Genomic DNA, 22,088 nt, shown 5'->3' on the forward strand with positions numbered 1-22,088 from the left:
CGGGTTATTGTCGCCCGCTGTCTTCGTCGCGAGGCCTTGCAATTGGTCGCTGAGAGAGATCTGGAATCTGCCCTCGATCAGGTTCGTGCTGATATGGCGGGACCGGTTGCTGGTGTGTTCGGCCCTGACACGATGACCTGGCAGATCGACCGCGAGGCCGTGATCTTTCTCGGCGCCGGTCGTGCGCTGTTGCTGCAGCTGGCGCATCCCTGGGTCGCCGCCGCCATCGCCGAGCACTCGCGGACCTTGGCCGATCCGATCGGACGATTTCATCGCACCTTCGACATCGTCTTTGCCATGGTGTTCGGCTCGCTCGACCGCGCGCTGTTGTCGTCGCGGCAACTGCACCGGCGCCACAGCATGATCGTCGGCGAGATGCCGGAGACCGTCGGTCCGTTCGCGGCAGGCTCGCGCTACTGTGCCAACGACATCCCGTCGCTGCGCTGGGTTCATGCCACGCTGGTCGAGACCGCGCTGATGTCGCATGATCTGGTTTTGCCGCCGCTTTCGGCGGAGGAACGCGAACGCTACTGGGCCGAGAGTCGGTTGTTCGGTGCCCTGTTCGGGTTGACGGCACACGATCTGCCCGCGGACTGGTCAGGCTTTGCGGCCTACACCGCGGCAATGACGCACTCGGATACGCTGACTGTCAGTCCGGCGGCGCGCGAGATCGCCGCGCAAATCTTTGGTGGCGCGCGCCCGTGGTTGCGTCCGCCGCGCTGGTATCGCGCGCTCACGGCAAGCCTGCTGCCGGAACGCCTGGGTGTGGGATTTGGGTTCGAGCTTGATGAGCGCGAGAAGAGGTCAGCCGACAACGCGCTGCAATGGATCCGACGCGTCTACCCGAAGTTGCCGGATCGCTTGCGCTATGTCGGTCCCTACCAGGAAGCGCAGGCGAGGCTGCGCGGCGAGCTGCAGCCGGACTGGATGACGCGGTGCCTTAACCGTGCCTGGATCGGACGGTCGCAGATGGATCAGCGCCGGAAGGGGTGAAGTCCTCCGCCGTTGCCACAAACCACCGTCATTGCGAGGAGGCCTTGCGACGAAGCAATCCAGGCTGCTGCCACGGAAACAGTCTGGATTGCTTCGCTACGCTCGCAAGGACGGAGCGCGAAGGACACGCCGTCGCCGCGCGCTCACACCGCCGCCAGCTTCCGGTACAGCGCGTTGTAGCTGCCGGCCGGGATGCTCCAGGAGAACGACCGTCCCATCGCGCTGCGACGCATGGTGTCGAGCTGGTCCTGTGCCACGAAGGCGGAGAACGCCCGGCGGACGCCGCCGAGGAAGGACTCGTGCGAGGGTTTTGAGAACAGGAAGCCGGTTTCGCCGTCGGTAATGGTCTCGGCGAGGCCGCCGGTCTGGTGGCCGATCGGCAGCGAGCCGAAGCGCTGGGCGTACATCTGGCTGAGCCCGCAGGGCTCGAAGCGTGACGGCATCAATGTGAAATCGCTGCCGGCGAAGATGCGGCGCGCCTGGGCCTCGTTGAAGCCGATCACGACCCCGATCGCGTCAGGGCGCCGGCGATGCGCGTCGATCAGCGCCTGCTCGAGCGCCGGCTCCCCGGAGCCGGTGACCACGATCTGCCCGCCGGCATCGACGATCTCGTCGGCCGCCGCCAGCACGAGATCGATGCCCTTCTGGTGCACCAGCCGGGCGACGATGCCGAACATCGGGCCGCGCGACACCGCAAGCCCGAACTGCTTGCGCACATAGTCCGCATTGGCCTTCTTGCCTATCCAGTCGCCGGCGCCGAACTGCTGGGCAAGCTGGGCGCAGGAACGCGGGTCCCAGCTCTCGTCGATGCCGTTGAGGATGCCGGTGAGCTCGGCCGCGTCGGAGCGGACTCGAAGCAGGCCTTCGAGACCGCAGCCGAATTCATCCGTGGTGATCTCCCGCGCATAGGTGCCGCTGACTGTCGTGAGATGCGAGGCGTAGACCAGCCCGGCCTTGAGGAAGGAGAGCTGGTCGTAGAACTCGACGCCGTCGATATGGAAGGAGCTCTCCGGTGCGCCGATCCGCCGCAGCGAGTCCTTCGGGAAGAGGCCCTGATAGGCGAGGTTATGAATGGTCAGGATCGACGGCAGCTTGGAGCCGCGCCAAGCGAGGTAGGCCGGCACGAGCGAAGCCTGCCAGTCATTGGCATGGATCAGGTCTGCTGCCCAATCCTTGTCCAGCGTGCCCATCGCGAGCTCAGCGGCGGCCGAGGCAAAGCGAGCGAAACGGATGTCGTTGTCGGGCCAGTCGCGCCCGGACTCGTCGCCATAGGGGTTGCCGGGCCGGTCGTAGAGTTGCGAACACAACAACACATAGACCGGCAGACCGTCCTTGGTCGCGGCGCGGCCGAGCGAGCAGGCCGGCATCTCCGCGAACGCCGGACAGCGGCCAACGATCTGAATATGCGTGAGTTGTTCGATGATGTCGCGATAGCCAGGCAACATGACCCGGATGTCGGCGAAAGGACGGAGGGCTCGGGGGAGTGCAGCGGAAACGGCTCCAAGTCCGCCGACGCGGACAAAGTCGTCCATTTCTGTCGTAACGAACAAGACCCTCAAGAACTGCTGCCCTCTGCCGGAGCCCGATTGCTGCTATGCAAGAACGGGTCCAGTTGCCCCGGAATTCCCAAAGCCGCCCGCGAGACGTGTCTGTTCGGTAAAGACTTTCCTACTCAGCCGCCGCCCTCTAGGGTCGGCGCACCAACAACAGAGAACTTCGATAAGTTCCTAAGTGACTCAAGGACGCAAGCAGGCATGCAGCTATCAGATAAGCATGAGGGGACCACGACAAAGGCCTTCGCCGGCCTCCGTGTCCTGGATTTTTCGACCACCATCGCCGGTCCCCATTGTGCGCGGATGCTCGCCGACATGGGCGCCGAGGTCATCAAGATCGAGACCGACGGCGGCGAGACGATGCGGACCCGGCCGCCGCTGCGCAAGGGCTGCAGCACCGTGTTCGGCCAGCTCAACGTCGGCAAGAAGAGCGTCGTGCTCGACCTCAAGTCCGAGGACGGCAAGGAGGCGGTCCGCCGGCTGGCCGCGACTGCTGACATCCTGGTCGAGAACTTTCGCCCCGGCGTGATGCATCGGCTGCGGCTCGACTATGACAGAATACGCACCGTCAATCCGAAGCTGATCTACTGCTCGATCTCCGGCTACGGCCAGAGCGGCCCGTCGGCCGAGCTGCCGGCCTATGCGCCGGTGATCCATGCAGCCTCCGGTTACGACATGGCGCATCTCGCCTACCAGCCCGGCCGCAGCCGCCCGGATTATTGCGGCATCTACCATGCCGACGTCGTCACCGGCACCTACGGGTTTGGCGCGATCGCGTCGGCGCTCTACCAGCGCACCTTGACTGGGCTCGGCCAGCACATCGACGTTTCCATGCTGGAATCGATGCTGACGCTGACGCTGACGGAGTTGCAGAGTTCGCAATTCGCGGTGAAGCCGCCGCCGCGCCCGATGTTCGGGCCGACCGAGACGGCCAATGGCTATGTCATGATCACGGTCGCGAGCGAGAAGACGTTTCAGGGACTGATGGGCGTGATCGACCGCCCCGACTGGATTTCCGATCCGCGCTTCGCCGCCTACGCGGCGCGCCGCGATCATTGGGCCGACTTGATGGACGGTGTCGAGGCCTGGTCGCGGCAGCTCTCGACCGATGTCTGTCTTGTCGCGCTAGGTGCGGCCGGCGTGCCGGCCTCGGCCTACCGCACTGTGTCCGAAGCACTGGCCGATCCGCAGCTCGCGCACCGTGAGGCGCTCTCGTCTGTGGAGGATGAAGGCGGTTCGTTCCAGGTGCTCAATCTGCCGTTCCGGATGACCGGTGCCGATACGACACCGGGCAAGACGATGGCCGTTCTTGGCGAGCACACCGACGGGCTGCGCGCGGAGATCGGGCTCACCGACGGTGGACCAATTCCGTCAGGCAAAACAGCCGCGCAAGGCTGACGAAGTCTGACGGACAGCTTCGTGCAGCGAGCAATGCGGCTTTCCGCGTGGCCGGCTTGCCATGATCCACCAGCCCACACTAGACAGGTCGAGTTTGTCTCGTCCTGCCGCCCATGCCATGGTGGCGGCGACAAGAAAAGTATCCGGGAGGACACCGATGAAAAGTTTCAAGGTCGCCGACTTCAAGGCGCCGCTGCAGGAGTTCGACGAGGCGACGCCGCAGCCGTCCGGCACGCAGGTGCTGATCAAGGTAAAGGCCGCCGGCGTCTGCCATAGCGACCTTCACATCTGGGAAGGCGGCTACGATCTCGGCCACGGCCGCAAGCCGCTCTCGCTGAAGGACCGCGGCATCAATTTGCCGCTGACCATGGGGCACGAGACGGTCGGCGAGGTCCTCGCCTTCGGCCCGAACGTGAAGTCGTCGGACCAGGGCGACGTGAAGATCGGCGATGTCGGGCTGGTCTATCCCTGGATCGGTTGCGGCAAATGCGCGACCTGTCTCGCCGGTGACGAGAACATGTGCCTGACGCCGCGCTCGCTCGGCGTCTATTGCGACGGCGGCTATTCCGACCACATGCTGGTGCCGCATCCGCGCTATTTGCTCAATCTGAGAGGCCTCGATCCCGCGTCGGCCGCACCCTACGCCTGCTCGGGCGTCACGACCTATAGCGCGCTGAAGAAGCTCGAGCAGCACTTCGACACGCCGATCGTGATGTTCGGTGCCGGCGGACTTGGCTTGATGGCGCTGTCGCTGCTGAAGGCGATGGGCGGCAAGGGCGCGATCATGGTCGACATCGACGCGAAGAAGCGCGAAGGCGCGGAGCAAGCCGGCGCGCTCGCGACCGTCGATCCCAAGACGCCCGACGCGCTGGAGCAGCTTGCCAAGAAAGCCGGTGGTCCCATCCGCGCCGTGCTCGATCTCGTCGGCAACGCCGCCACCACCCAACTCGGCTTCGACTGCCTGACGAAGGGCGGCAAGCTCGTGCTCGTCGGCCTGTTCGGCGGCGGCGCGACCTGGGCGCTGCCGCTGATTCCGATCAAGGCGGTGACGATCCAGGGCAGCTATGTCGGCAATTTGCGCGAGACGCAGGAGTTGCTCGACCTCGTGCGAGCGAAGAACATAGCGCCGATCCCCGTGACGCGGCAGCCGCTCGCCAAGGCCAACGACGCGCTGGTGCAGCTTCAGCAGGGCGCGGTGGTTGGCCGCACGGTGCTGACGCCGTAGCCTCGGTCTATCCTCCGTCATTGCGAGCGCAGCGAAGCAATCCAGAATCCCTCCGCTGAACCGTCTGGATTGCTTCGTCGCAAGAGCTCCTCGCAATGACGAGTCTCTCTCTCCTTCATTCGGAAGCCCCATGTCCGCAAATAACGCCTTCCACATTGCCGTGCTCGCCGGTGACGGCATCGGTCCCGAAGTCATGGCGCCGGCCATCGAAGTCCTGCGCAAGATCGAGACGAAATCCGGCCTGAGCTTCCGCTTCACCGAGGCGCCGGCCGGCGCCAATCATTATCTCGCCACCGGCAAGTCGATGCCCGATACCACCATCAAGCTGTGCGAGGAGGCGGACGCGATCCTGCTCGGCGCCTGCGGTCTGCCGTCGGTGCGCTACCCTGACAACACCGAGATCGCGCCGCAGATCGAGCTGCGCTTCATCTTCGATCTCTATGCCGGTGTGCGCCCGGCGCGGCTCATTCCGGGCGTACCGAGCCCGATCGTCGGCGCCGACCAGCGCGGCATCGATCTCGTCGTGATCAGGGAGTCCACCGAAGGCCTGTTCGCCTCGATGGGCAAGGGCGTCGTCACCCATGAGGAGGCGCGCGAGACCATGGTGATCACGCGCAAGACGTCCGAGCGCCTGTTCGAGTTCTCGTTTCGCCTCGCCGAACGGCGCAAGGCGCGCGGCAAGCCCGGCGCGCTCGCCTGCGTCGACAAGGCGAACGTGTTCAAGGCCTTTGCGTTCTTCCGCGGCATCTTCGACGACATCGCCAAGCGTCATCCGGAGGTGAAGACCGACCGGCTCTATGTCGATGCCTGCTCGGCGATGCTGGTGAAGCGTCCCTGGGATTTCGACGTGATGGTGATGGAGAACATGTTCGGCGACATCGTCTCCGACATCACCGCGAGCCTGATCGGCGGCCTCGGCATGGCGCCGTCGGCAGACATCGGCGACAAATACGCCGTGTTCCAGCCGTGCCACGGCACCGCGCCCGACATCATGGGGCAGGGCAAGGCCAATCCCACCGGGATGATCCTGTCGGCCGCGATGATGCTGGACTGGCTCGCCGACAAGCACGGCGTTGAGGGCGCGGCTGAGGCCGGCGAACAAATTGAGCGCGCCGTGGACAAGGTCTATGCCGGCGGCCTGAAGCCGATGGAATTCGGCGGCAGCAACGGCACCGCCGACATCACGAAGGCGGTGCTCGCGGCTTTGTAGGAAGAGAGGCCTCGCGGCCCCTTGTAGTTCACCAGCGACGCCAGTGGCGATGGCCCCAGCCCCACGGACGGCCGCCGTAGAAGCGTCGCGGGCCGCCGTAAAAGCCGTAGGCGCCATAATAGTTCGGACGCCAGAAGCAGCGACCCCAGGGGTTGCAGACCCAGCGCACCTGATCGACGTCGGCTGCCGGGCCGCTCGCGATACGGTCGGCCTGCGGAATGCCGTTCGGCATCGCTGCGAGCGCCTGTCCTGATGCGAGCGTTGCGCCGCCCAGGGCAGCCAGACCAACAACAGCAAATCTCAGTTTCATCGCAATCTCCCTCGTTTGATGGCGAGAGAACTTCCAGCAAATCAGCTGGTTGCTATGGTGTTGCAGCGGCGTGGGAATTTAATCTTCGTGAATGCATGTTCACGTTGGCGGCCGTCATCGCGAAGAGCCAAGCGACGAAGAGGCAGAGGCACTCTGGATTGTTTTCATTTTGCTCGCTGACGACGGAATCACCGTCCCTGGAACTGCGGCTTGCGCTTCTCCATGAAGGCCTGCCGGCCCTCGCGAAAATCCGCGCTGTCCATGCAGGCCGTGCCGGCCGCCTTGATCGCGTCCATGTCGCGCCCGCTTTCGTCCTTCAACACTTGCGCGATGGTGAGCTTGGCAGCCTTGATCGCGAGCGGCGCATTTTGCGAGATCGTCTCGGCGATGGCCATGGTCTCGCCCCAGAGCTGATCCTCCGGAACCACGCGCTCGACCAACCCGATGCGCAGCGCTTCCGACGCATCGATGCGCATGCCCGTATACATCAGGAGCCGGGCCCAGGACGGGCCAACCAGCGACACCAGGTGCTTCAAGCCGTCATAGCCATAGGCGATGCCGAGCTTCGCCGCGGGAATGCCGAACTGGCTGCCATGGGAGGCAATGCGGATGTCCGCGAGCATCGCCACTTGCATGCCGCCGCCGAGACAAAAGCCCTGGATGCAGGCAATGGTCGGCTTGGGATAATCGGCGAGCAGCGCGCGCTGGGCGGCGCTGCGTTTGCCATATTCCTCGGAAGCGGCGGCGTTATGGCGTGCCTTCTCGAACTGGCTGATGTCGGCGCCCGACACGAACGCCTTGCCGCCGCCGCCGCGCAGGATCACGACGCGCACGGCAGCGTCATCGCGTAAGGCTGTCAGCGCCTCGCCAAATCTCTCCCACATCTCCAGCGACATCGCATTGCGCTTGTCGGGATTGTTGAAGGTGATCACGCCGACGCCACCGGCTATGTGCTTGAGGATCTTGCCGTCGGCGTAAGGAATTTCGGTCGTGCTAGACATGTCGGACATCGCGCTCGCTTTCGTTGGCGAAGCGCAATGTTCGGCCGGGGCGAGGCCAGGGTCAACCGCGGCAACGGAGGTGGCCTTGCAGCCGCCTGTGCCGCGATTGCATGGCGCGATCTATCTCGTCATATGCGCGGTCAGCGGATGGCTGCCGGCATTGCTGAAGAAGGCCGCCTCTTCGGCGGTCGCCTCCAGCAGCTGCTCGTCCTGGCTATAGACGTCGTTGCGGAACTGGACGGTCTGGTCCTTGGTCATCCACGCCGTGAGATAGATCCAGGCCACCGGCACTTTCTTCACCATGGCGACGTCGAGATGCTGGCCGCTGGCGATTTCCGCGTCGATTGCGGCGCGGCTCCATTTCGGCTGGTCCTTCAACAGCCACGCGGCGAGATCGCGCACATTGTCGACGCGCGAGCAGCCATGGGAATCGAAGCGGTAATCATCGCTGAACAGATTGCGCTGGTTGGTGTCGTGCATGTAGACCGAATAGGAATTCGGCATGTCGATCTTGACCGCGCCGAGCGCGTTGAACGTGCCGTTGTGCTGGCGCACGGTGAAATTCGGCGTATGCGTGCCCGACCAGTCAACCGAATTCGGATCGATCGGATTGTCGTGGGCGTCGAGCACCTCCATGTGCATGCGCGACAGATAGGTAGGATCCTTGCGCATATGCGCGGAGATCTCGGTCTTGGCGATCGAGGAAGGCACCGTCCAGGTCGGATTGAGGACGACGCTGCTGATCTGGGCCGTCAGCGTCGGCGAGGGCTTTTCGGTCTTGCCGACGATCACGCGATAGCGCCTCACCACGACGTCGTTCTCGATGGCTTCGGCGAAGGCGGCGGGGATGTTGACCACGACATAGCGCTGGCCGAAGCCGAAATTCATGTTCTCGAGCCGCTGCAGCGAAGCCTCCAGCTGCCGGATGCGCGTCTGCACCGGCACGTTCATCGCCGCGATCGTGCGTGGTGTCATCGTTCCGGTTGGTGCAAGGCCGTGGCGGGCCTGGAAGCGTTTCACGGCGTCGGCGAGATCCTGGTCGAAGGCGCCGCTCGCCCTGTCGGCGGCAAGATCGCCGGAGACGATCAGCCGCTTGCGCAGGAGATCGTCATTGGCGCCCTGGGCGCCGGGCGCGAATTTGGCGTCTGCCGGGATGGCCGGCCAGCCGCCGCGCACGGCCAGATCGGAATAGCTCAGTGCCGCATCCTTGATGCGCTGGGCGGATCCTTCGTCATAGGTCGGCTCATGCGTCAGCGCGAGCGCCGCGGCCGAGCGGCTTTCTGCCGTCGAAGCGGATGCCGGCGCGGCGGTTTTCGGGGCGGCTGCGTGGGCCGGATTGGCGGCGGCCGGCACGGTGCCAGCCGTAGTCGCCGGCTTAGGCCCGGCCTGCCCAATGGTCTCGGTCTGCGCAAGCGCGGAGGCGCTCGCAAGCATGCCGACGGCAATGATCATCGCATGGCGTTTCGACATGTGTCCCATATTCCCCATGAGAGCGAGGCCCGGACGGGCGATCGCGTCGGAAATTCCGGTGGTCGTGCTGATTCGAGAAATCGGCGAGAGGCTAGCGCCTCCCGGTTGCGGCTCCCTTAAGCACGGCGCATCACGAGCCCCGCACGTCGGACGGCGGTCTCTGGATTGGGTCGCGACAGGGCCGGAATCGGTTCGCGAAAACCGCGGGCGACGGCGGGAAAAATGGTCAACAAAAAGGGGCGGTGATGCCGCCCCGAGAAGTCTGCGCGAGCGCGCGGGCCGGATAGATCTCGTCCGGGTCTCGTCCAATCCAGCCGCGTCCCCGTGACGCGGCGGATTGAACATCGGGCGGAAAGGCGCGAACGCCGATCGGCTCAGGCTTCGTTCGCCGCGATCGATTCCATCAGAGAGACGAGCTGACGCTGCACCGTCTGGTCCTTGATCTTGCTGTAGGCGCGCAGCAGGCGGAGGCTGAAGGCCGAGTCCAGGAAGAGCAGGCTCTCGACTTCGCGCGCCTTGTTGTCGCCGTCATAGAAGAAGGTCACCGGCACATCGAGGGCGGTGGCGATCTGCTGGAGCCGGGCCGCGCCGACGCGATTGACGCCCTTCTCGTACTTCTGGACCTGCTGGAAACTGACGCCGAGCTTCTCGCCGAGCTCCGCCTGCGAGACCTTCATCTCGACGCGCCGCAGACGGATTCGCTTGCCCAACTCAATGTCCGGCTTGCCGGCACTGCGCTGCTTCATTCTCTTCGCCGCTGTCTTCATCTTTTTTCTCATCGGTCTTCGGTTGAAAACCCCCCGAAGAGGTGGGTCAGGGGTTCGCCCATATACTCGTCCTTGAATTCATGCGGGTGCACGAACTCTTCCTTAAACCACGGGAAACGCGCCGGATTGAAGGCTTCGATCAGCCAGTCAATCATGTGCCGCACTCGCGGAATCCGGCCGCTACCAGGGTGGTAGGACAACCAGATATCCAGCGATCTGTTCAGCTCGACCTCCAGTGGAATCAACTTCCCGCCAAGCGCAACGGCGTAGCTCGGGAATACGCCAATTCCGGCACCATTCGCGACTGCCCAGTAATTGGCGCTCGAGACGTTGGTCTTCATGACCAGAAGGTCACGCTCCGGAACGCCGGGGAAGAAGCTCTCGAAAGTTTGCTTGGCGTCGAGCTGGTCGGCGAACTGCAGCACCAGGCGGTGCTTGATCAACTCCATCGCCGAACGCGGCGCGCCATGTTTTGAAATGTATTTCTCGGAGGCCCAGAACATCAGATGCATGCGGCCGAGGCGCACCAGCTTGACGTCGAGCGCGGAGGGCCGCGACAGGTGAATGGCGACATCGGCCTCATGGCGAGAGACGTCGGCCGAGCGCATCGCGCAGTGCAGGTCGACCAGGATCTTCGGAAAGGCCTGCTGGAATTCGACCAGTCGCGGGGCGAGCCAGAATGTGCCCAGTCCCTCGGTGACGGCGACGCGGACCTCGCCGGACAGGGCGTTCGCCGTCGAATCGCTGGTGCGCAGCACGTCGAATGCGGCCGCCTCCATTTGCTCGACGGCGGAGACCACCAGCGCGCCTTCGTCGGTCAGATGAGTGCCGTGGACGTCGCGGGTGAACAGGGTGGTGCCGGTCTGGCGTTCGAAATCATCGATCCGGCGGCGGACGGCATTGATCGACAGCGACAGGCGCTCGGCCGCCGAACGGAAACTTCCGCATCGGACGACTTCCAGGAAAATGCGCGCCGCATCCCAGTCCGACAGGCCGCTGATGTTTGTCTTTGGGCGTTCCTGCAGTGGAACGCCCCTTTCCGCCAAGGAGTGCATACAAGTCCCTTCGGGTCGCTAAACTGGCAGAATCTGGCGCAAACCACAACCACTGCGGGTTGGGGAACGACGAGTTTTGAACGTCATCCTTACTACGCCGCAGGTGGTATTCCGGTGCTGCCAGGGCTGGGAACAAGGGCTGGGAATCGGGCAAACCATCGCCCGTATGAGGGGTGTGGCGTGAGTTCCGTTGTGAGCCGTGACATGGCTGCGGGATCGTCGGCGCTGTCCGCGATGAACGTCCATGGGCGAGAGCCGGCGCCGCGTTCCGCGATGGATCAATTGCAGCACGCCAGGCGTTTTACGACTGAGCGTTTCGACGACGGTCGGCGGGGCGACGCGATACGCGCGGGAACCGCGGTTTCAAGGCAGAAACACACTGAAATCCTGTTCGGGGGCGCAGCGGCCTCGTGTTATCCTCAACGCTCCATGGGGGCCAAAAGGGTCGTCACAACCACGTCTCACAGGCCGAATTAGCGGAAAGAACGCCGTGTCGCATTCAGACGAACAGTTGCAGTCGGTGCTGGAAACGCTCGAAGAGTGCCGCAGGGTGCTCAACGAGAGCAACAGCCGCGAGTCGGCCGAGCTGCTGTCCATTGTCATCCTGGACGTGCGGATGAAACTCAAAGGAATTGACAGTGCCGATCTCAAGGCACTGTGCGACGAAATGCTGCGGACGGCCACGAACGAACCGCAGCCCCCCTCCAAGCAGACGCAGGACCAGCCCCGGCGTCCGCTGCTCCGCGTGGTGAAGTAGCCGCGCCGCCGAGTTTCGCTTTTTGGCGAGATTTGTGCGTGTCCCGATGCCGCATCTGTGATCACAGACGGCATCGGGAGGAGCCCTGGTTTTGTGCGCCTCTGTTGCGCATTCGCTGGCATCGGCTACACCAGAGCCGGTTCGGCTCCGGGCCGCGCGCATTCCCCGCGCGCCGCACCGGGGCCTGAGATGGCTCCGACTGCATCATGCAAAATGTTTCGATCCCGGCGGCGCTGATTGCCGGCCTCGTCAGCTTCCTCTCCCCTTGCGTCCTGCCGCTGGTTCCGCCCTACCTGATCTATCTGACGGGCGCGACGATCGAGCATGTCGAAAGCAACGAGCCCGCTTCGACCTCCAAGCGCGCCATCATGATGTCGGCGCTCCTGTTCGTGCTCGGCTTCTCCACGGTGTTCGTGGCGCTCGGCGCCAGCGCCTCTCTGATCGGCGGACTGATCCGCGCCTGGTCGACCGAACTCTCGATCCTCGCCGGCATCGTTATCATCGTCATGGGCCTGCACTTCCTCGGCCTGACGCGCATCGGCCTGTTGATGCGCGAGGGACGCTTGACCGCGCCCAAGCCCGTTGGCCTCTGGGGCGCTTATGTGATGGGGCTGGCCTTTGCCTTTGGCTGGACGCCCTGCATCGGCCCGATCCTCGCCGCGATCCTCTCGGTCGCCGCGGCCGAAGCCACGGTGACGAAGGGTGCCGGCCTGCTCGCGGTCTATTCGGCCGGCCTCGGCATTCCCTTCCTGATCGCTGCCCTGATGATCGAGCAGTTTTCCACCCTGTTCGCGCGCATGAAGGGCCATCTCGTCAATGTCGAGCGCGCCATGGGCGTCCTGATGGTGATTACCGGCATTGGATTCCTCACCGGCGCGGTCTCGAACGTGAGCATCTGGCTGCTGGAGACGTTTCCGGCGTTGCAGACGATCGGCTAGGCCTCCGCCGCAAAGCGCGCCAGCGCCTCGCGGTCGATCTCGATGCCGAGGCCAGGCCCCTCGGGCACCCGCACGACGCCTCTCTCATGCTCGATCGGTTCCTTCAAAATCGCCTGCCGGATCGGATGTTCGGTGCGGTCGAATTCAAGCATCGGCTCGAGCGAGGACAGCGAAGTCGGCGTGTGCGACGGCAGCACGGCGAGGAGCTGAAGCGAGGCCGCGATCGCGATGCCGGTGCCCCAGACATGCGGATTGTAGCGGATGCCGAACGCCTCGCTCATGTCGGCGATCTTCTTGCATTCACTCAAACCACCTGCCGCGCAGGTGTCGGGCTGGGCGATGTCAAGTGCGTGCGAGACGAACAGCTCGCGAAAGCCGAAGCGCGTGAATTCGCACTCGCCGCCGGCGACCGGAATCGTGAGCGCGGATTTCACCGCGCGATAGCCCGCGACATCCTCCGGCGGCACCGGCTCCTCGAACCATCCGATGTCATGGCGCTCGATCAGGCGGCCGAGCCGGATCGCCGCGACCGCGTCATAGGCGTGGTTCGCATCGACCATCAGCGCGACATCGGCGCCGATCGCCTCGCGCACCGCGCGGGTGACTGCGGCATCCTCGGCGATGCCGAAACCGACCTTCAGCTTCACGGCGCGGAATCCTTCGGCGGCATAACCGGCCGCTTCCTCCGGCAGATAGGTCAGCGGATCGCCTGACTTGCGCCGGTAGAGACCGGTCGCATAGGCCACAACCTGCTTGCGCGCGGCACCGCCGAGAAGCTGATGCACGGGTACGCCAAAATGCTTGCCCTTGATGTCCCATAACGCGATGTCGATGCCGCTCATCCCCTGGATCACGACGCCCTTCTGGCCATGATCGCGCAAGCGCGCATAGACCATCTGCCACAGCACGTCGGTGCGCAACGGATCTTCGCCGATCAGCCATGGCTCGATGCTGCGAACCACCGCCGCCGTCATTCGTGCCGGGCCGTAGCATTCACCCCAGCCGACAAGGCCGTCGTCAGTCTCGATTTCGACCAGCATCGCGGTGCGCGTGTCGTACCAGGCGCGCGAATAGGCGAAGGGCTGCGACAGCTTTGCTTCGAGGATGTGCGTGCGAACGCTTGTGATCTTCATTGCCGGCCTCCGTTCATCGCGCCTCATCCAGCGCGCAAATCACCGTGCAGACCACGCCGCGCGGCAGGAAGTCGACCGTTGCCTCGCCGCCGAGCTGGTCGCGCGCGCTGCGTTCGATCAGGCGTGAGCCGAAGCCGCGTTGCACCGGCGCCGTCACCGGCGGTCCGCCGATCTCGGTCCAGATCAGGCGGAGCCGCGGCTTCGGCGCCTCGGCAACGACCTCCCACTCCAGCGTCACCCGGCCGGTCTCATTGGACAGCGCGCCGTACTTTGCAGCGTTGGTGGCGATCTCGTGCACGATCATCGACAGCACCACGGCGAGCCGCGGCGACAGCGGCACTGCGGGTCCGGCCATGCGGATGCGCTCTGGATTGTTCAGCAGGAACGGCTGGAGCGCGCGGGTGATCACGTCCCGCAGCTCGGAGCCCGCCCATTTTTCCTGGCTCAACAAATTGTGCGCTTCGGCCAGCGCGCCGAGCCGCCCCTCGAACTTCGTCCGCTCGTCCCGGCTGGCGCTGCGGAAGGTCTGCACCGCGATCGCCTGCATCAAGGCGAGCGTGTTCTTGACGCGATGGTTGAGCTCGTCGATCAGGAGATCGTGCAGCATCTCGCCGCGCGCGATCGTGGTCGCCATCCTGACCGCGAAGGTCAGGCCGGTCAGCAGCAGGATGCCGCCGATAAAACTGGTGATCGCGATGTTGCGCCAGAGCGGAGCGATCAGCGAGCTCTCGGCGACGCCGGCCACGATGGTCCAGCCAGTGAGCCGCGACCTCGTATAGACGGTGGACAACGCAACACCATCGAGCGAAACGGTCGAGAGTGCGGCCTCCGGTGTGCGCAATATACTCTCATACAGCGTGCCGGTAGCCCGTTTGCCGAACGTCTCCGTAGGGTTCGGCGTGCGCGCGAACACGAAAGCCTTGGTGTCGAGCAAGGAAACCGTCCAGTTCTGGTCGGGCCGTTGCTTCTCGACCAGGTCCTGAAAGGTGCTGACCGGCGGACTGAAGCAGAGGTCGTAGATCACCTCGCCATCGCGGAGCACCGGAACCTCGACCGTAAGCACCTGTCGGCCGTTGATCGCGCCGGTGAACAGGTCGGAATATTGCGGCGACCTGGTCGCAAACACCTTCTCGATGATCTCGAGATGACCGCGCGGCGGCAGGCTTGCGGTGTCCTCGGTCGCGGAGGAAAACAACAGCCGGCCTTTGCGATCGGAGATCAGCACCAGGCCGCCCTTGCCATATTGGTCGACGAAGCCGAGGGCCATGCGGCGGAAGCTCTGGAAGTCGTCATTGCGCAGCGAATTGGTCAGCGCAAGCACTTGCAGGCCGCCGGTCATCCGCTGCACCTCGGAGTCCAGCACGAGGCGCATGCTGCGCACGTTCTCCAGCACGCGGCGGGTCGCGTCGTTGCGGTCCTGCTTGTAATTGTAGACGGCAATACCGACCGCGAAGACGATCAGCGGCAACATCGTTCCCGTGACCAGAAGAGCGAGCCGGACCGGCAAAGTGAGCTTTGACAAACGCGGGCGTCCCGGTTCCAGCGCAAGGGAGCGCCGGATTTATGATTTTGGGAGACCATAGGGGCGGGATTTGCGCCGCGCCATAATTTTCGCGTCCGGACGAGCCGCCCAGAAGATTTTGCATCGCAGTCGGCGGCTGTGCCTCAGCTCATGCTGATTGCGGTTAGTAGCAGGCACATGGCGTACACGGCCGCCAGGCTGAGCCCGGCGATCCGGGCCTCTCGATGCGATCTCATAACGTCAACTCCCAGAGAGGGAGGCCGCCCTTCAAGGCGGCCCCCTTACACCTGGATCAATCAATTTCCTGAACGACCGTACGCGAGCCGGGATCGACGAGCATCACGCGATCGCCGGAGTAGACGTAGCGATACTTCGTGAGGGACGGGCCCCAGTCGGCCGGAACGGCCTCGAGCTCGACGTCGCTCGGCACCTTCGCGCCGACGATAATCTTCTCCTTCGTCGTGACCGGGCGAATGCGATGCTCGGTGACGTAGGATTTGATCCTGGTCCGGTATTGCGGCTCGATCTGAACGGCCGCCGCGTTACCGGTTCCGGTCGTCGTTACGACGGTCGATTGCGCGAAAGCACCGGTCGAAATCAGGACCGCGGCGGCGGAAAGCAGGAACAACTTCTTCATCTCGTTCTCCTCATTCGAATATGCGCCGCAACAACCCCTCATCGCCGACAGCGTTCCCGGCTCTGGGAACCAATTACCATTTTTTCCCGTTTGTAGATGACCGGGCTGAACGGCTCGGGTTCTGGAGGAGGACGACCAATGAAGTTGAAGATAGTAACTGCAGCACTGATGCTTGCCGCGTTTTCCCTGCCGGCGTTCGCTGCCGACGAGTTCTATGTCGTGCAGGACGTCAAGACCAAGAAGTGCACGATCGTCGACAAGAAGCCGACGGACACGTCCATGACCGTCGTCAGCCCGTCGGGCACGATCTACAAGTCGCGCACCGAGGCTGAAAGCGGCATGAAGACCGTCAAGGTCTGCACGTCGAACTGAGGAGGATGACAAATGCCAGTTCTGATTCTCTGGGCCGTTCCTGCCGTGCTGGTGATCGGCGGCGGCATCTATCTGATCGGCCATTTGCATTAAAGCACAGTGGAAGGCGAGCGGATCTGTGCGTGCAGCGCACAGGTCCGCAAGCCTGTCTCCCCTCAGCCTGTCTCCCCTCAGCCTGTCTCCCCTCAGCCTGTCTCCCCTCAGCCTGTCTCCCCTCAGCCTGCCACGCGTCGCCAGGAGCGCAAGTTGCAGTGCAACAGTTCGCGCGAAGAGTGGCCCTGCGACGAAGAGGACCTCCCGCGCACGCGAAATGACTTCCGTCCCGCCGACGTTTTCCATACGCTTCCCACTCGCAAGCCGCATACCGGCTGCGCTCACGGCCCGGCGACGGGGCCGGAGCATCAAAGGGAGGGGAGACGATGAAGCGAAGATCATTTCTCGCTGGGCTCGGTGCGACCACTGCGGCGGCCGCGATTGGCATGCCGTCAATCGTCAGGGCACAGTCGCCGATCACGCTGAACGGCGCGGTCCAGTTCAACGACGACCACGCCTTCAACCGGGCACTGCTCCGGTTCGAAGAGCTGGTGAAGAAGTATTACGGCAAGCCAGTCAACTTCACGCTGCACAGGAATTCCTCGCTTGGCCTCGAAAAGCAGTATTTCGAGTACATGTCGCAGGGCAAAGCCGTCGACTACGGCATCGTCTCGCCGGCTCACATGTCGACCTTCGCCAAGGCGGCTCCGTTCATCGACGCGCCCTTCGTGTTCAAGGGCATCGAACACATGAACAAGGTCGTCGAAGCCAATATCCTGGCGCCGATCGCTGACGAAGTCGCGGCCAAGGCCGAGGTCGTTCTGATCGGCTATTCCGGCGGTGGCATCCGCAATATCTTCGCCAACAAGCCGCTCAAGACTCTTGCCGATCTTAGGGGACTCAAGGTGCGCGTACAGGGCGCGCCGATCTGGTCCAAGACCTTTGCGGCCGTGGGCATGAGCCCGACGGTGATCGCCTATAACGAAATCTACAACGCGATCCAGAACGGCGTGATAGCGGCCGGGGAGAACGAGGCGGCCGGCGTCGAGGCGATGAAGTTCTACGAAGTGGCTCCGCATCTCAACCTGACCCAGCACGCCGTGTCGATCCGGCCGATCTGCTTCTCGGTGAAGACGCTGAAGACCCTGCCGAAGGATTTGCAGGACGCGATCATGAAGGCCGGCAAGGAGGCCGGCGACTACGGCCGTCAGCTGGAGTCGAGCGAAGAGGTCGTCAAGCTCGACACGCTGGAAAAGGCTGGCAAGCTCAAGCGGGTCCCGTTCGAGGAGCGGGACGCCATGAAGAAGCTCGCCGATCCCGTGATGGCCACCTACGCCAAGGAAATCGGCGCGGAAGGCATTTTCGAGAAGATCAACGTCGTCTGAGAACTGTCGCCGCCCACGCGACAGCGGGGCAAGCCAGACGGCTTGCCCCATTGCGTGATTGTGATCCCCCGGAGTCGTAATGACCGAAATATCGATGCCGCCGAACCCGTCGCCATGGCGCCGAGCAACGGCGGCCTATGCAAAACTGCTGGAAATCCTGCTCGCCGCCTCTGTCGGCCTTCTGGTCATTCCAGTCACGTTGCAGATCATCTCGCGCTACACGCCTTTGATTCCGTCCTACATCTGGACCGAGGAGATGGCGCGGTTCATGTTCATCTGGACGATCATGATCGGCGCCATGGTCGGCATCAGAGAGTCGCAGCATTTTGAAGTCGACGTCTGGCCTGACCTGTCACGCCGAAGCGAAGCCTTGGTGCGGATTCTTGCGCGGCTCGGCGTGCTGGTGCTGGCGCTGGTGTTCGTATCCGCCGGCATCGAGTTCACCCGCTTTGCCTGGAACAGAACTTCGGAGCTGGCCGATCTGCCGCTTTGGCTGATCCACGTCGCCTGGCCGGTTGCCGGCGTGACCTGGATCGTGTTCGCCGGTGAACAGATTGTCGACGAGATCCGGATTCTGGTTGGGGCAAATCAATGAGCGGCAATGTTCTTTCTGCCGGGCAGGCCGCGATGGTCCTGTTCGGTACTTTCGTTGGCCTGCTCATCATACGCGTGCCGGTCGCCTTCGCGCTTGGTCTGGCCTGCGTGCCGATCCTGCTGATCGAACCGCATCTGTCGCTGATGACGCTCGCGCAGGAAACCTTCAACGCCTACAATTCGTTCATCCTGCTGGCGGTGCCGTTCTTCCTGCTCACCGCCAATTTGATGAGCATTGGCGGCATCACCGATCGCCTGGTGGCGTTGTCGCGCTCGATGGTCGGGCACTGGCCGGGGTCGCTGGCGCAGATCAACGTCGTGCTGTCGGTGTTCTTTGCCGGCATCTCCGGCTCCTCCACCGCGGACGCGGCGAGCCAGTCCAAGATATTCATCGATGCCCAGACCAAAGAGGGTTACGACCTCTCGTTCTCCATCGCCATTACAGCGGTGTCGGCCGTGCTCGCCGTCATCATCCCGCCCTCGATCCTGATGATCGTGTGGGGCGGACTGATCTCGACTTCGATCGCCGCGATGTATCTCGCGGGCATCGTGCCGGGCTTGCTGATCGCCGGCGCGCAGATGGCAACAGTGCATGTCTATGCCGTGCGGCGTGGTTATCCGACCTATCCGAAGGACACCTGGAGGGAGATGTGCTGCGCCATCTGGCGCTCGATACCGGCGCTGCTGACGCCGTTCATCATCGTCGGCGGCATCCTGCTGGGGTGGTTCACCGCGACCGAATCCGCCTGCGTCGCGGTGCTTTATTCCGTGGCGCTATCGACATTCTTTTACCGCGAAACCGGCGCGCGCGAACTCTACAAGGCTTTGCTCGACACCGGCCGTCTCGCGGGTGTCGCGCTGTTCTGCGTGGGCACCGCCAGCGCGTTCGGCTGGCTGCTGGCCTACTACAGGATTCCGCAGGAATTGCTGGCCAACGTCTCGACCTGGGGCATGGGTGCGATCGGGGCCGGCTTCTTCATCGCGTTCTGCTTTCTGGTGGTGGGCTGCTTCCTCGACGCCATTCCGGCGATCATCATCGTCGGCACCGTTCTCGAACCGCTGGCGAAATCGGTGGACCTTCATCCGGTGCAGTTTGCGATCATATCGATCGTCTCGCTGGCCTTCGGGCTGGTGACGCCGCCCTATGGCCTGTGCCTGATGATCGCCTGCTCGATCGCCGGGGTGCGGTTGCGCTATGCGCTCAAGGACACGGTGATCATGCTGATTCCGATGCTGCTCGTGCTGGCGGCGGTCATCATCTGGCCGAGCGTTTCGCTGTTCCTGCCGCGCCTGATCGTGCCGGAGATGTTGAAATGAACGGGGCTTGATCCCGCGGTTCTGATGCCGCGGGATCGGTGATTTTGTCTAGAGATTGCTCTCGGTGATCGCGGCGTAGACCATGCTGCGCAGCTCGCGCCGGAGCGGGTAGGCGCTGGATGGCAGCACCTGCGTCATGAAGATGGTGATCAGCTCCTCCGCCGGGTCGATCCAGAACGACGTCGTGGCCGCGCCGCCCCAATTGTATTCACCGGGGCTGCCGGCGACCAGTGTCTCGGCCGCGCGCATGGTCACGGCGAAGCCGAGGCCGAAACCGATGCCGTTGTAGGTCGCTTCGGAGAACAGCGAGCGCGACACCTCGGGGAGAAAGCGCCCGCCGGGAATGTGGTTGGTCGTCATCAATGCCAGCGTCTTCGGCCCGATCAGCCTGACGCCGCCGAGCTCGCCGCCATTGAGCAGCGCACGGCAGAAGGTGAGATAGTCGGCCGTCGTCGAGCACAGCCCGCCGCCGCCCGAGATGAAGGACGGCGGTGACAGGAACGAGCTCTTGGTTGGATCGTCCTGTAATGTCAGTCCCTCGCGCCGCTGGCCGGCATGGAAGGTCATGCCGCCGCCCGGGTCGGCCGAGTAACAGGCGGCGAACCGGTGGGCCTTGGAAGCAGGCACGTGGAAATCAGTGTCGGTCATGCCGAGTGGATCGAGGATGCGTTGTTTCAGGAACTGCTCGAAGGGGATCCCGGAGATCTTGCCGACGAGGTAACCGATCACGTCGGTCGAAACCGAGTAGTTCCAGGCCTCGCCCGGCGAGAACTCCAGCGGGATTTTCGCGAGGCTCTCGATCATGGTCTGCAGCGTGCCTGATTTCTCGACCTCGCCGATCTTTTCAGCGCGGTAGGTGGCATCGACATTCGAGCGCTGCTGGAAGCCATAGGTGAGGCCGGAGGTGTGGCGCAGGAGGTCGACGATCAGCATCGGCCGCGAAGGCGGCCGGGTCAGGAAGGACGGCGCGGTGCCGGCGACGAACACGCCGAGATCCTTCCATTCCGGAATGTACTTGGCGACCGGCTCATCGATCGCGACGAGGCCTTGCTCGACCAGCATCATGAAGGCGACGCTGGTGAGCGGCTTGGTCATGGAATAGATGCGGTAGATGGTGTCGTCCTTGACCGGCGCCTTGCGCTCGATATCGGCAAAGCCCTGCAGAGAGCTGTGGGCGACCTTGCCACGGCGATAGACCAGGAGATGCGTGCCCGGGAAGCGACCGGCATCGATGTACCGGCTCTTCAGATGCGCATCGATACGGTCGAGCGCGGACTTGGACATACCGACGGATTCGGGCGAGGCGGGGGTAGGGGCGAGCATCAGTTCCTCCGGGGCATTTTATCGGAAAGGTGATAGCCGAAATGGCGACCTCTTTCCAAGCCGGTTGCGCTTAACGCAGCCGGTCCGACTGGTGTAGGCTGCGCCCTGGAACGCCTCCAAGGAGCCCACCCGGGTCAACGAAAAAACCAGGCAAACGCACCATGACCCAGTTCAACGAGACCGAACTCACTGAAGCCGTCGTCCGGAGCTTTGACCAGACACCCGACCCGCGCGCGAAATTCCTGCTCCAGGAATTGGTGAAGTCGCTGCACGATTACGTGAGCAAGACCGGCCTCACCTTTGAGGAGTGGGAATACGCCATCGATTTCCTGACCCGCACCGGCCAGAAATGCACGGACACCCGGCAGGAATTCATCCTCCTGTCCGACGTGCTCGGCGTCTCCATGTTGGTCGACGCGGTCAACCATCGCGAGCGCGAGGGCGCTACCCAGACCACCGTGCTCGGGCCGTTCTATGTCGGCGAGCACAAGGTGACGGCGCACGGCACCGACATCTCTCCGAACAATCAGACCGGCGAACGGATGTTCGTGCAGAGCCGTGTCACCGATCTCAAGGGCAAGCCGCTCGCGAATGTCCCCGTTGACGTCTGGCACGCCGACGATGACGGCTTCTACGACTCGCAGAAGCCGAACTATGATGAGGTCGGCGCCTCGGCGCGGGCGCGCTTCATCACCGATAGCGATGGCCGCTTTTTCTTCCGCACCATCCTGCCTTGCAGCTACCCGATCCCGACTGACGGCCCGGTCGGCGAGATGATCGTGCAGACCAACCGCCACCCGATGCGCCCGGCGCATGTGCACTTCCTGGTCAATGCCAAGGGCTACGAGCCGCTGATCACCCACGTCTTTATGGACGGCGACAAATATCTGGATTCCGACGTGGTGTTCGGCGTGAAGGACGACCTCGTCGCCAAGGTCGAGCCGCGCAGCGACCCGGAGATGCCCGACGGCTCCAGGGCAAGCGGGCAGTGGCACCTGATGACCTACGAATTCCACCTCAAGCCCGGCGGCGGCATGGCGCCCAAGCCGCTGGGGATGAAGGCGGAGGAGCCGGCCTGACCGTCAGGCGCGAGAG

Annotated in this window: 21 protein-coding genes; 11 read left to right on the top strand and 10 right to left on the bottom strand. The window is 63.8% G+C overall.

Translation table 11 applies throughout. The features are described 5' to 3' along the window. Positions 1–42 precede the first annotated feature (42 nt). Complete coding sequence (locus AC0L3K_RS14560; protein ID WP_473366245.1) at positions 43–993, top strand: oxygenase MpaB family protein; 951 nt, start codon at positions 43–45, stop codon at positions 991–993. A gap of 143 nt (positions 994–1,136) precedes the next feature. On the opposite strand, the gene glgA is transcribed toward AC0L3K_RS14560, so the two are convergent. After that, complete coding sequence (gene glgA / locus AC0L3K_RS14565; RefSeq protein ID WP_219682748.1) at positions 1,137–2,552, bottom strand: glycogen synthase GlgA; 1,416 nt, start codon at positions 2,550–2,552, stop codon at positions 1,137–1,139. A 195-nt stretch (positions 2,553–2,747) separates the two neighbouring features. On the opposite strand from glgA, the gene AC0L3K_RS14570 reads away from it, so the two are divergent. The 3 genes from AC0L3K_RS14570 (at position 2,748) to AC0L3K_RS14580 (ending at position 6,379) form a co-directional block, all read left to right on the top strand. Beyond that, complete coding sequence (locus AC0L3K_RS14570) at positions 2,748–3,944, top strand: CaiB/BaiF CoA transferase family protein (RefSeq protein ID WP_473366246.1); 1,197 nt, start codon at positions 2,748–2,750, stop codon at positions 3,942–3,944. A gap of 157 nt (positions 3,945–4,101) precedes the next feature. Continuing rightward, the gene (locus AC0L3K_RS14575; RefSeq protein ID WP_473366247.1) at positions 4,102–5,169 is read left to right on the top strand and encodes an alcohol dehydrogenase; all 1,068 of its coding nucleotides are present in this window, start codon (positions 4,102–4,104) and stop codon (positions 5,167–5,169) included. Positions 5,170–5,299: 130 nt separating this feature from the next. Then, entirely contained in the window at positions 5,300–6,379 is a 1,080-nt protein-coding gene (locus tag AC0L3K_RS14580; protein ID WP_007593989.1) for an isocitrate/isopropylmalate dehydrogenase family protein, read from the top strand. 28 nt (positions 6,380–6,407) lie between these two features. Here the strand turns inward: AC0L3K_RS14580 and AC0L3K_RS14585 are convergent, their stop codons facing one another. From AC0L3K_RS14585 to AC0L3K_RS14605, 5 genes are all read right to left on the bottom strand, one after another. Beyond that, positions 6,408–6,689 carry a hypothetical protein gene (locus AC0L3K_RS14585; protein WP_473366248.1) on the bottom strand — a complete coding sequence of 94 codons (282 nt, stop codon included), beginning with the start codon at positions 6,687–6,689 and terminating at the stop codon, positions 6,408–6,410. A 188-nt stretch (positions 6,690–6,877) separates the two neighbouring features. Then, complete coding sequence (locus AC0L3K_RS14590) at positions 6,878–7,699, bottom strand: enoyl-CoA hydratase (protein ID WP_473366249.1); 822 nt, start codon at positions 7,697–7,699, stop codon at positions 6,878–6,880. Positions 7,700–7,810: 111 nt separating this feature from the next. Further along, on the bottom strand, positions 7,811–9,160 hold the full coding sequence (locus AC0L3K_RS14595) for a L,D-transpeptidase family protein (RefSeq protein ID WP_219682744.1): 1,350 nt from the start codon (positions 9,158–9,160) through the stop codon (positions 7,811–7,813). A gap of 374 nt (positions 9,161–9,534) precedes the next feature. Continuing rightward, on the bottom strand, positions 9,535–9,906 hold the full coding sequence (locus AC0L3K_RS14600) for a helix-turn-helix domain-containing protein (RefSeq protein ID WP_026233304.1): 372 nt from the start codon (positions 9,904–9,906) through the stop codon (positions 9,535–9,537). 29 nt (positions 9,907–9,935) lie between these two features. Then, complete coding sequence (locus AC0L3K_RS14605; RefSeq protein ID WP_007593980.1) at positions 9,936–10,982, bottom strand: LysR family transcriptional regulator; 1,047 nt, start codon at positions 10,980–10,982, stop codon at positions 9,936–9,938. Positions 10,983–11,472: 490 nt separating this feature from the next. Here AC0L3K_RS14605 and AC0L3K_RS14610 point away from each other — a divergent pair, with 490 nt between their 5' ends. Then, positions 11,473–11,739 (top strand): hypothetical protein, encoded by a 267-nt coding sequence (locus AC0L3K_RS14610; protein ID WP_007593979.1) that lies wholly within the window; start codon positions 11,473–11,475, stop codon positions 11,737–11,739. Positions 11,740–11,945: 206 nt separating this feature from the next. After that, positions 11,946–12,677, top strand: coding sequence for a cytochrome c biogenesis CcdA family protein (locus tag AC0L3K_RS14615; RefSeq protein WP_219682742.1), 732 nt, complete (start codon positions 11,946–11,948; stop codon positions 12,675–12,677). Here AC0L3K_RS14615 and AC0L3K_RS14620 read toward each other — a convergent pair. The 3 genes from AC0L3K_RS14620 to AC0L3K_RS14630 form a co-directional block, all read right to left on the bottom strand. Further along, positions 12,674–13,810, bottom strand: coding sequence for a mandelate racemase/muconate lactonizing enzyme family protein (locus AC0L3K_RS14620; protein WP_354127759.1), 1,137 nt, complete (start codon positions 13,808–13,810; stop codon positions 12,674–12,676). The two genes, AC0L3K_RS14615 and AC0L3K_RS14620, sit on opposite strands and share 4 nt — an antisense overlap. 13 nt (positions 13,811–13,823) lie before the next feature. Further along, positions 13,824–15,281: a sensor histidine kinase gene (locus AC0L3K_RS14625; protein ID WP_007593972.1), complete on the bottom strand. Its 1,458-nt coding sequence runs from the start codon at positions 15,279–15,281 to the stop codon at positions 13,824–13,826. Positions 15,282–15,624: 343 nt separating this feature from the next. Then, positions 15,625–15,969: a DUF1236 domain-containing protein gene (locus tag AC0L3K_RS14630; protein WP_219682740.1), complete on the bottom strand. Its 345-nt coding sequence runs from the start codon at positions 15,967–15,969 to the stop codon at positions 15,625–15,627. 138 nt (positions 15,970–16,107) lie between these two features. Between AC0L3K_RS14630 and AC0L3K_RS14635 the strand changes: the two genes are divergently transcribed. From AC0L3K_RS14635 to AC0L3K_RS14650, 4 genes are all read left to right on the top strand, one after another. Continuing rightward, positions 16,108–16,341, top strand: coding sequence for a hypothetical protein (locus AC0L3K_RS14635; protein WP_219682739.1), 234 nt, complete (start codon positions 16,108–16,110; stop codon positions 16,339–16,341). Between the two features lie 419 nt (positions 16,342–16,760). Then, complete coding sequence (locus tag AC0L3K_RS14640; protein ID WP_219682738.1) at positions 16,761–17,759, top strand: TRAP transporter substrate-binding protein; 999 nt, start codon at positions 16,761–16,763, stop codon at positions 17,757–17,759. A gap of 79 nt (positions 17,760–17,838) precedes the next feature. Next, complete coding sequence (locus AC0L3K_RS14645) at positions 17,839–18,354, top strand: TRAP transporter small permease (protein ID WP_007593965.1); 516 nt, start codon at positions 17,839–17,841, stop codon at positions 18,352–18,354. After that, entirely contained in the window at positions 18,351–19,670 is a 1,320-nt protein-coding gene (locus AC0L3K_RS14650) for a TRAP transporter large permease (protein ID WP_007593964.1), read from the top strand. The genes AC0L3K_RS14645 and AC0L3K_RS14650 overlap by 4 nt, the downstream gene beginning before the upstream one ends. Positions 19,671–19,718: 48 nt before the next feature. Here the strand turns inward: AC0L3K_RS14650 and AC0L3K_RS14655 are convergent, their stop codons facing one another. After that, entirely contained in the window at positions 19,719–20,993 is a 1,275-nt protein-coding gene (locus AC0L3K_RS14655) for a serine hydrolase domain-containing protein (protein WP_473366250.1), read from the bottom strand. Positions 20,994–21,154: 161 nt separating this feature from the next. On the opposite strand from AC0L3K_RS14655, the gene AC0L3K_RS14660 reads away from it, so the two are divergent. Next, complete coding sequence (locus AC0L3K_RS14660; RefSeq protein WP_007593962.1) at positions 21,155–22,072, top strand: intradiol ring-cleavage dioxygenase; 918 nt, start codon at positions 21,155–21,157, stop codon at positions 22,070–22,072. Positions 22,073–22,088: the final 16 nt, after the last annotated feature.

This window comes from Bradyrhizobium sp. MI1.10 (assembly GCF_055811035.1).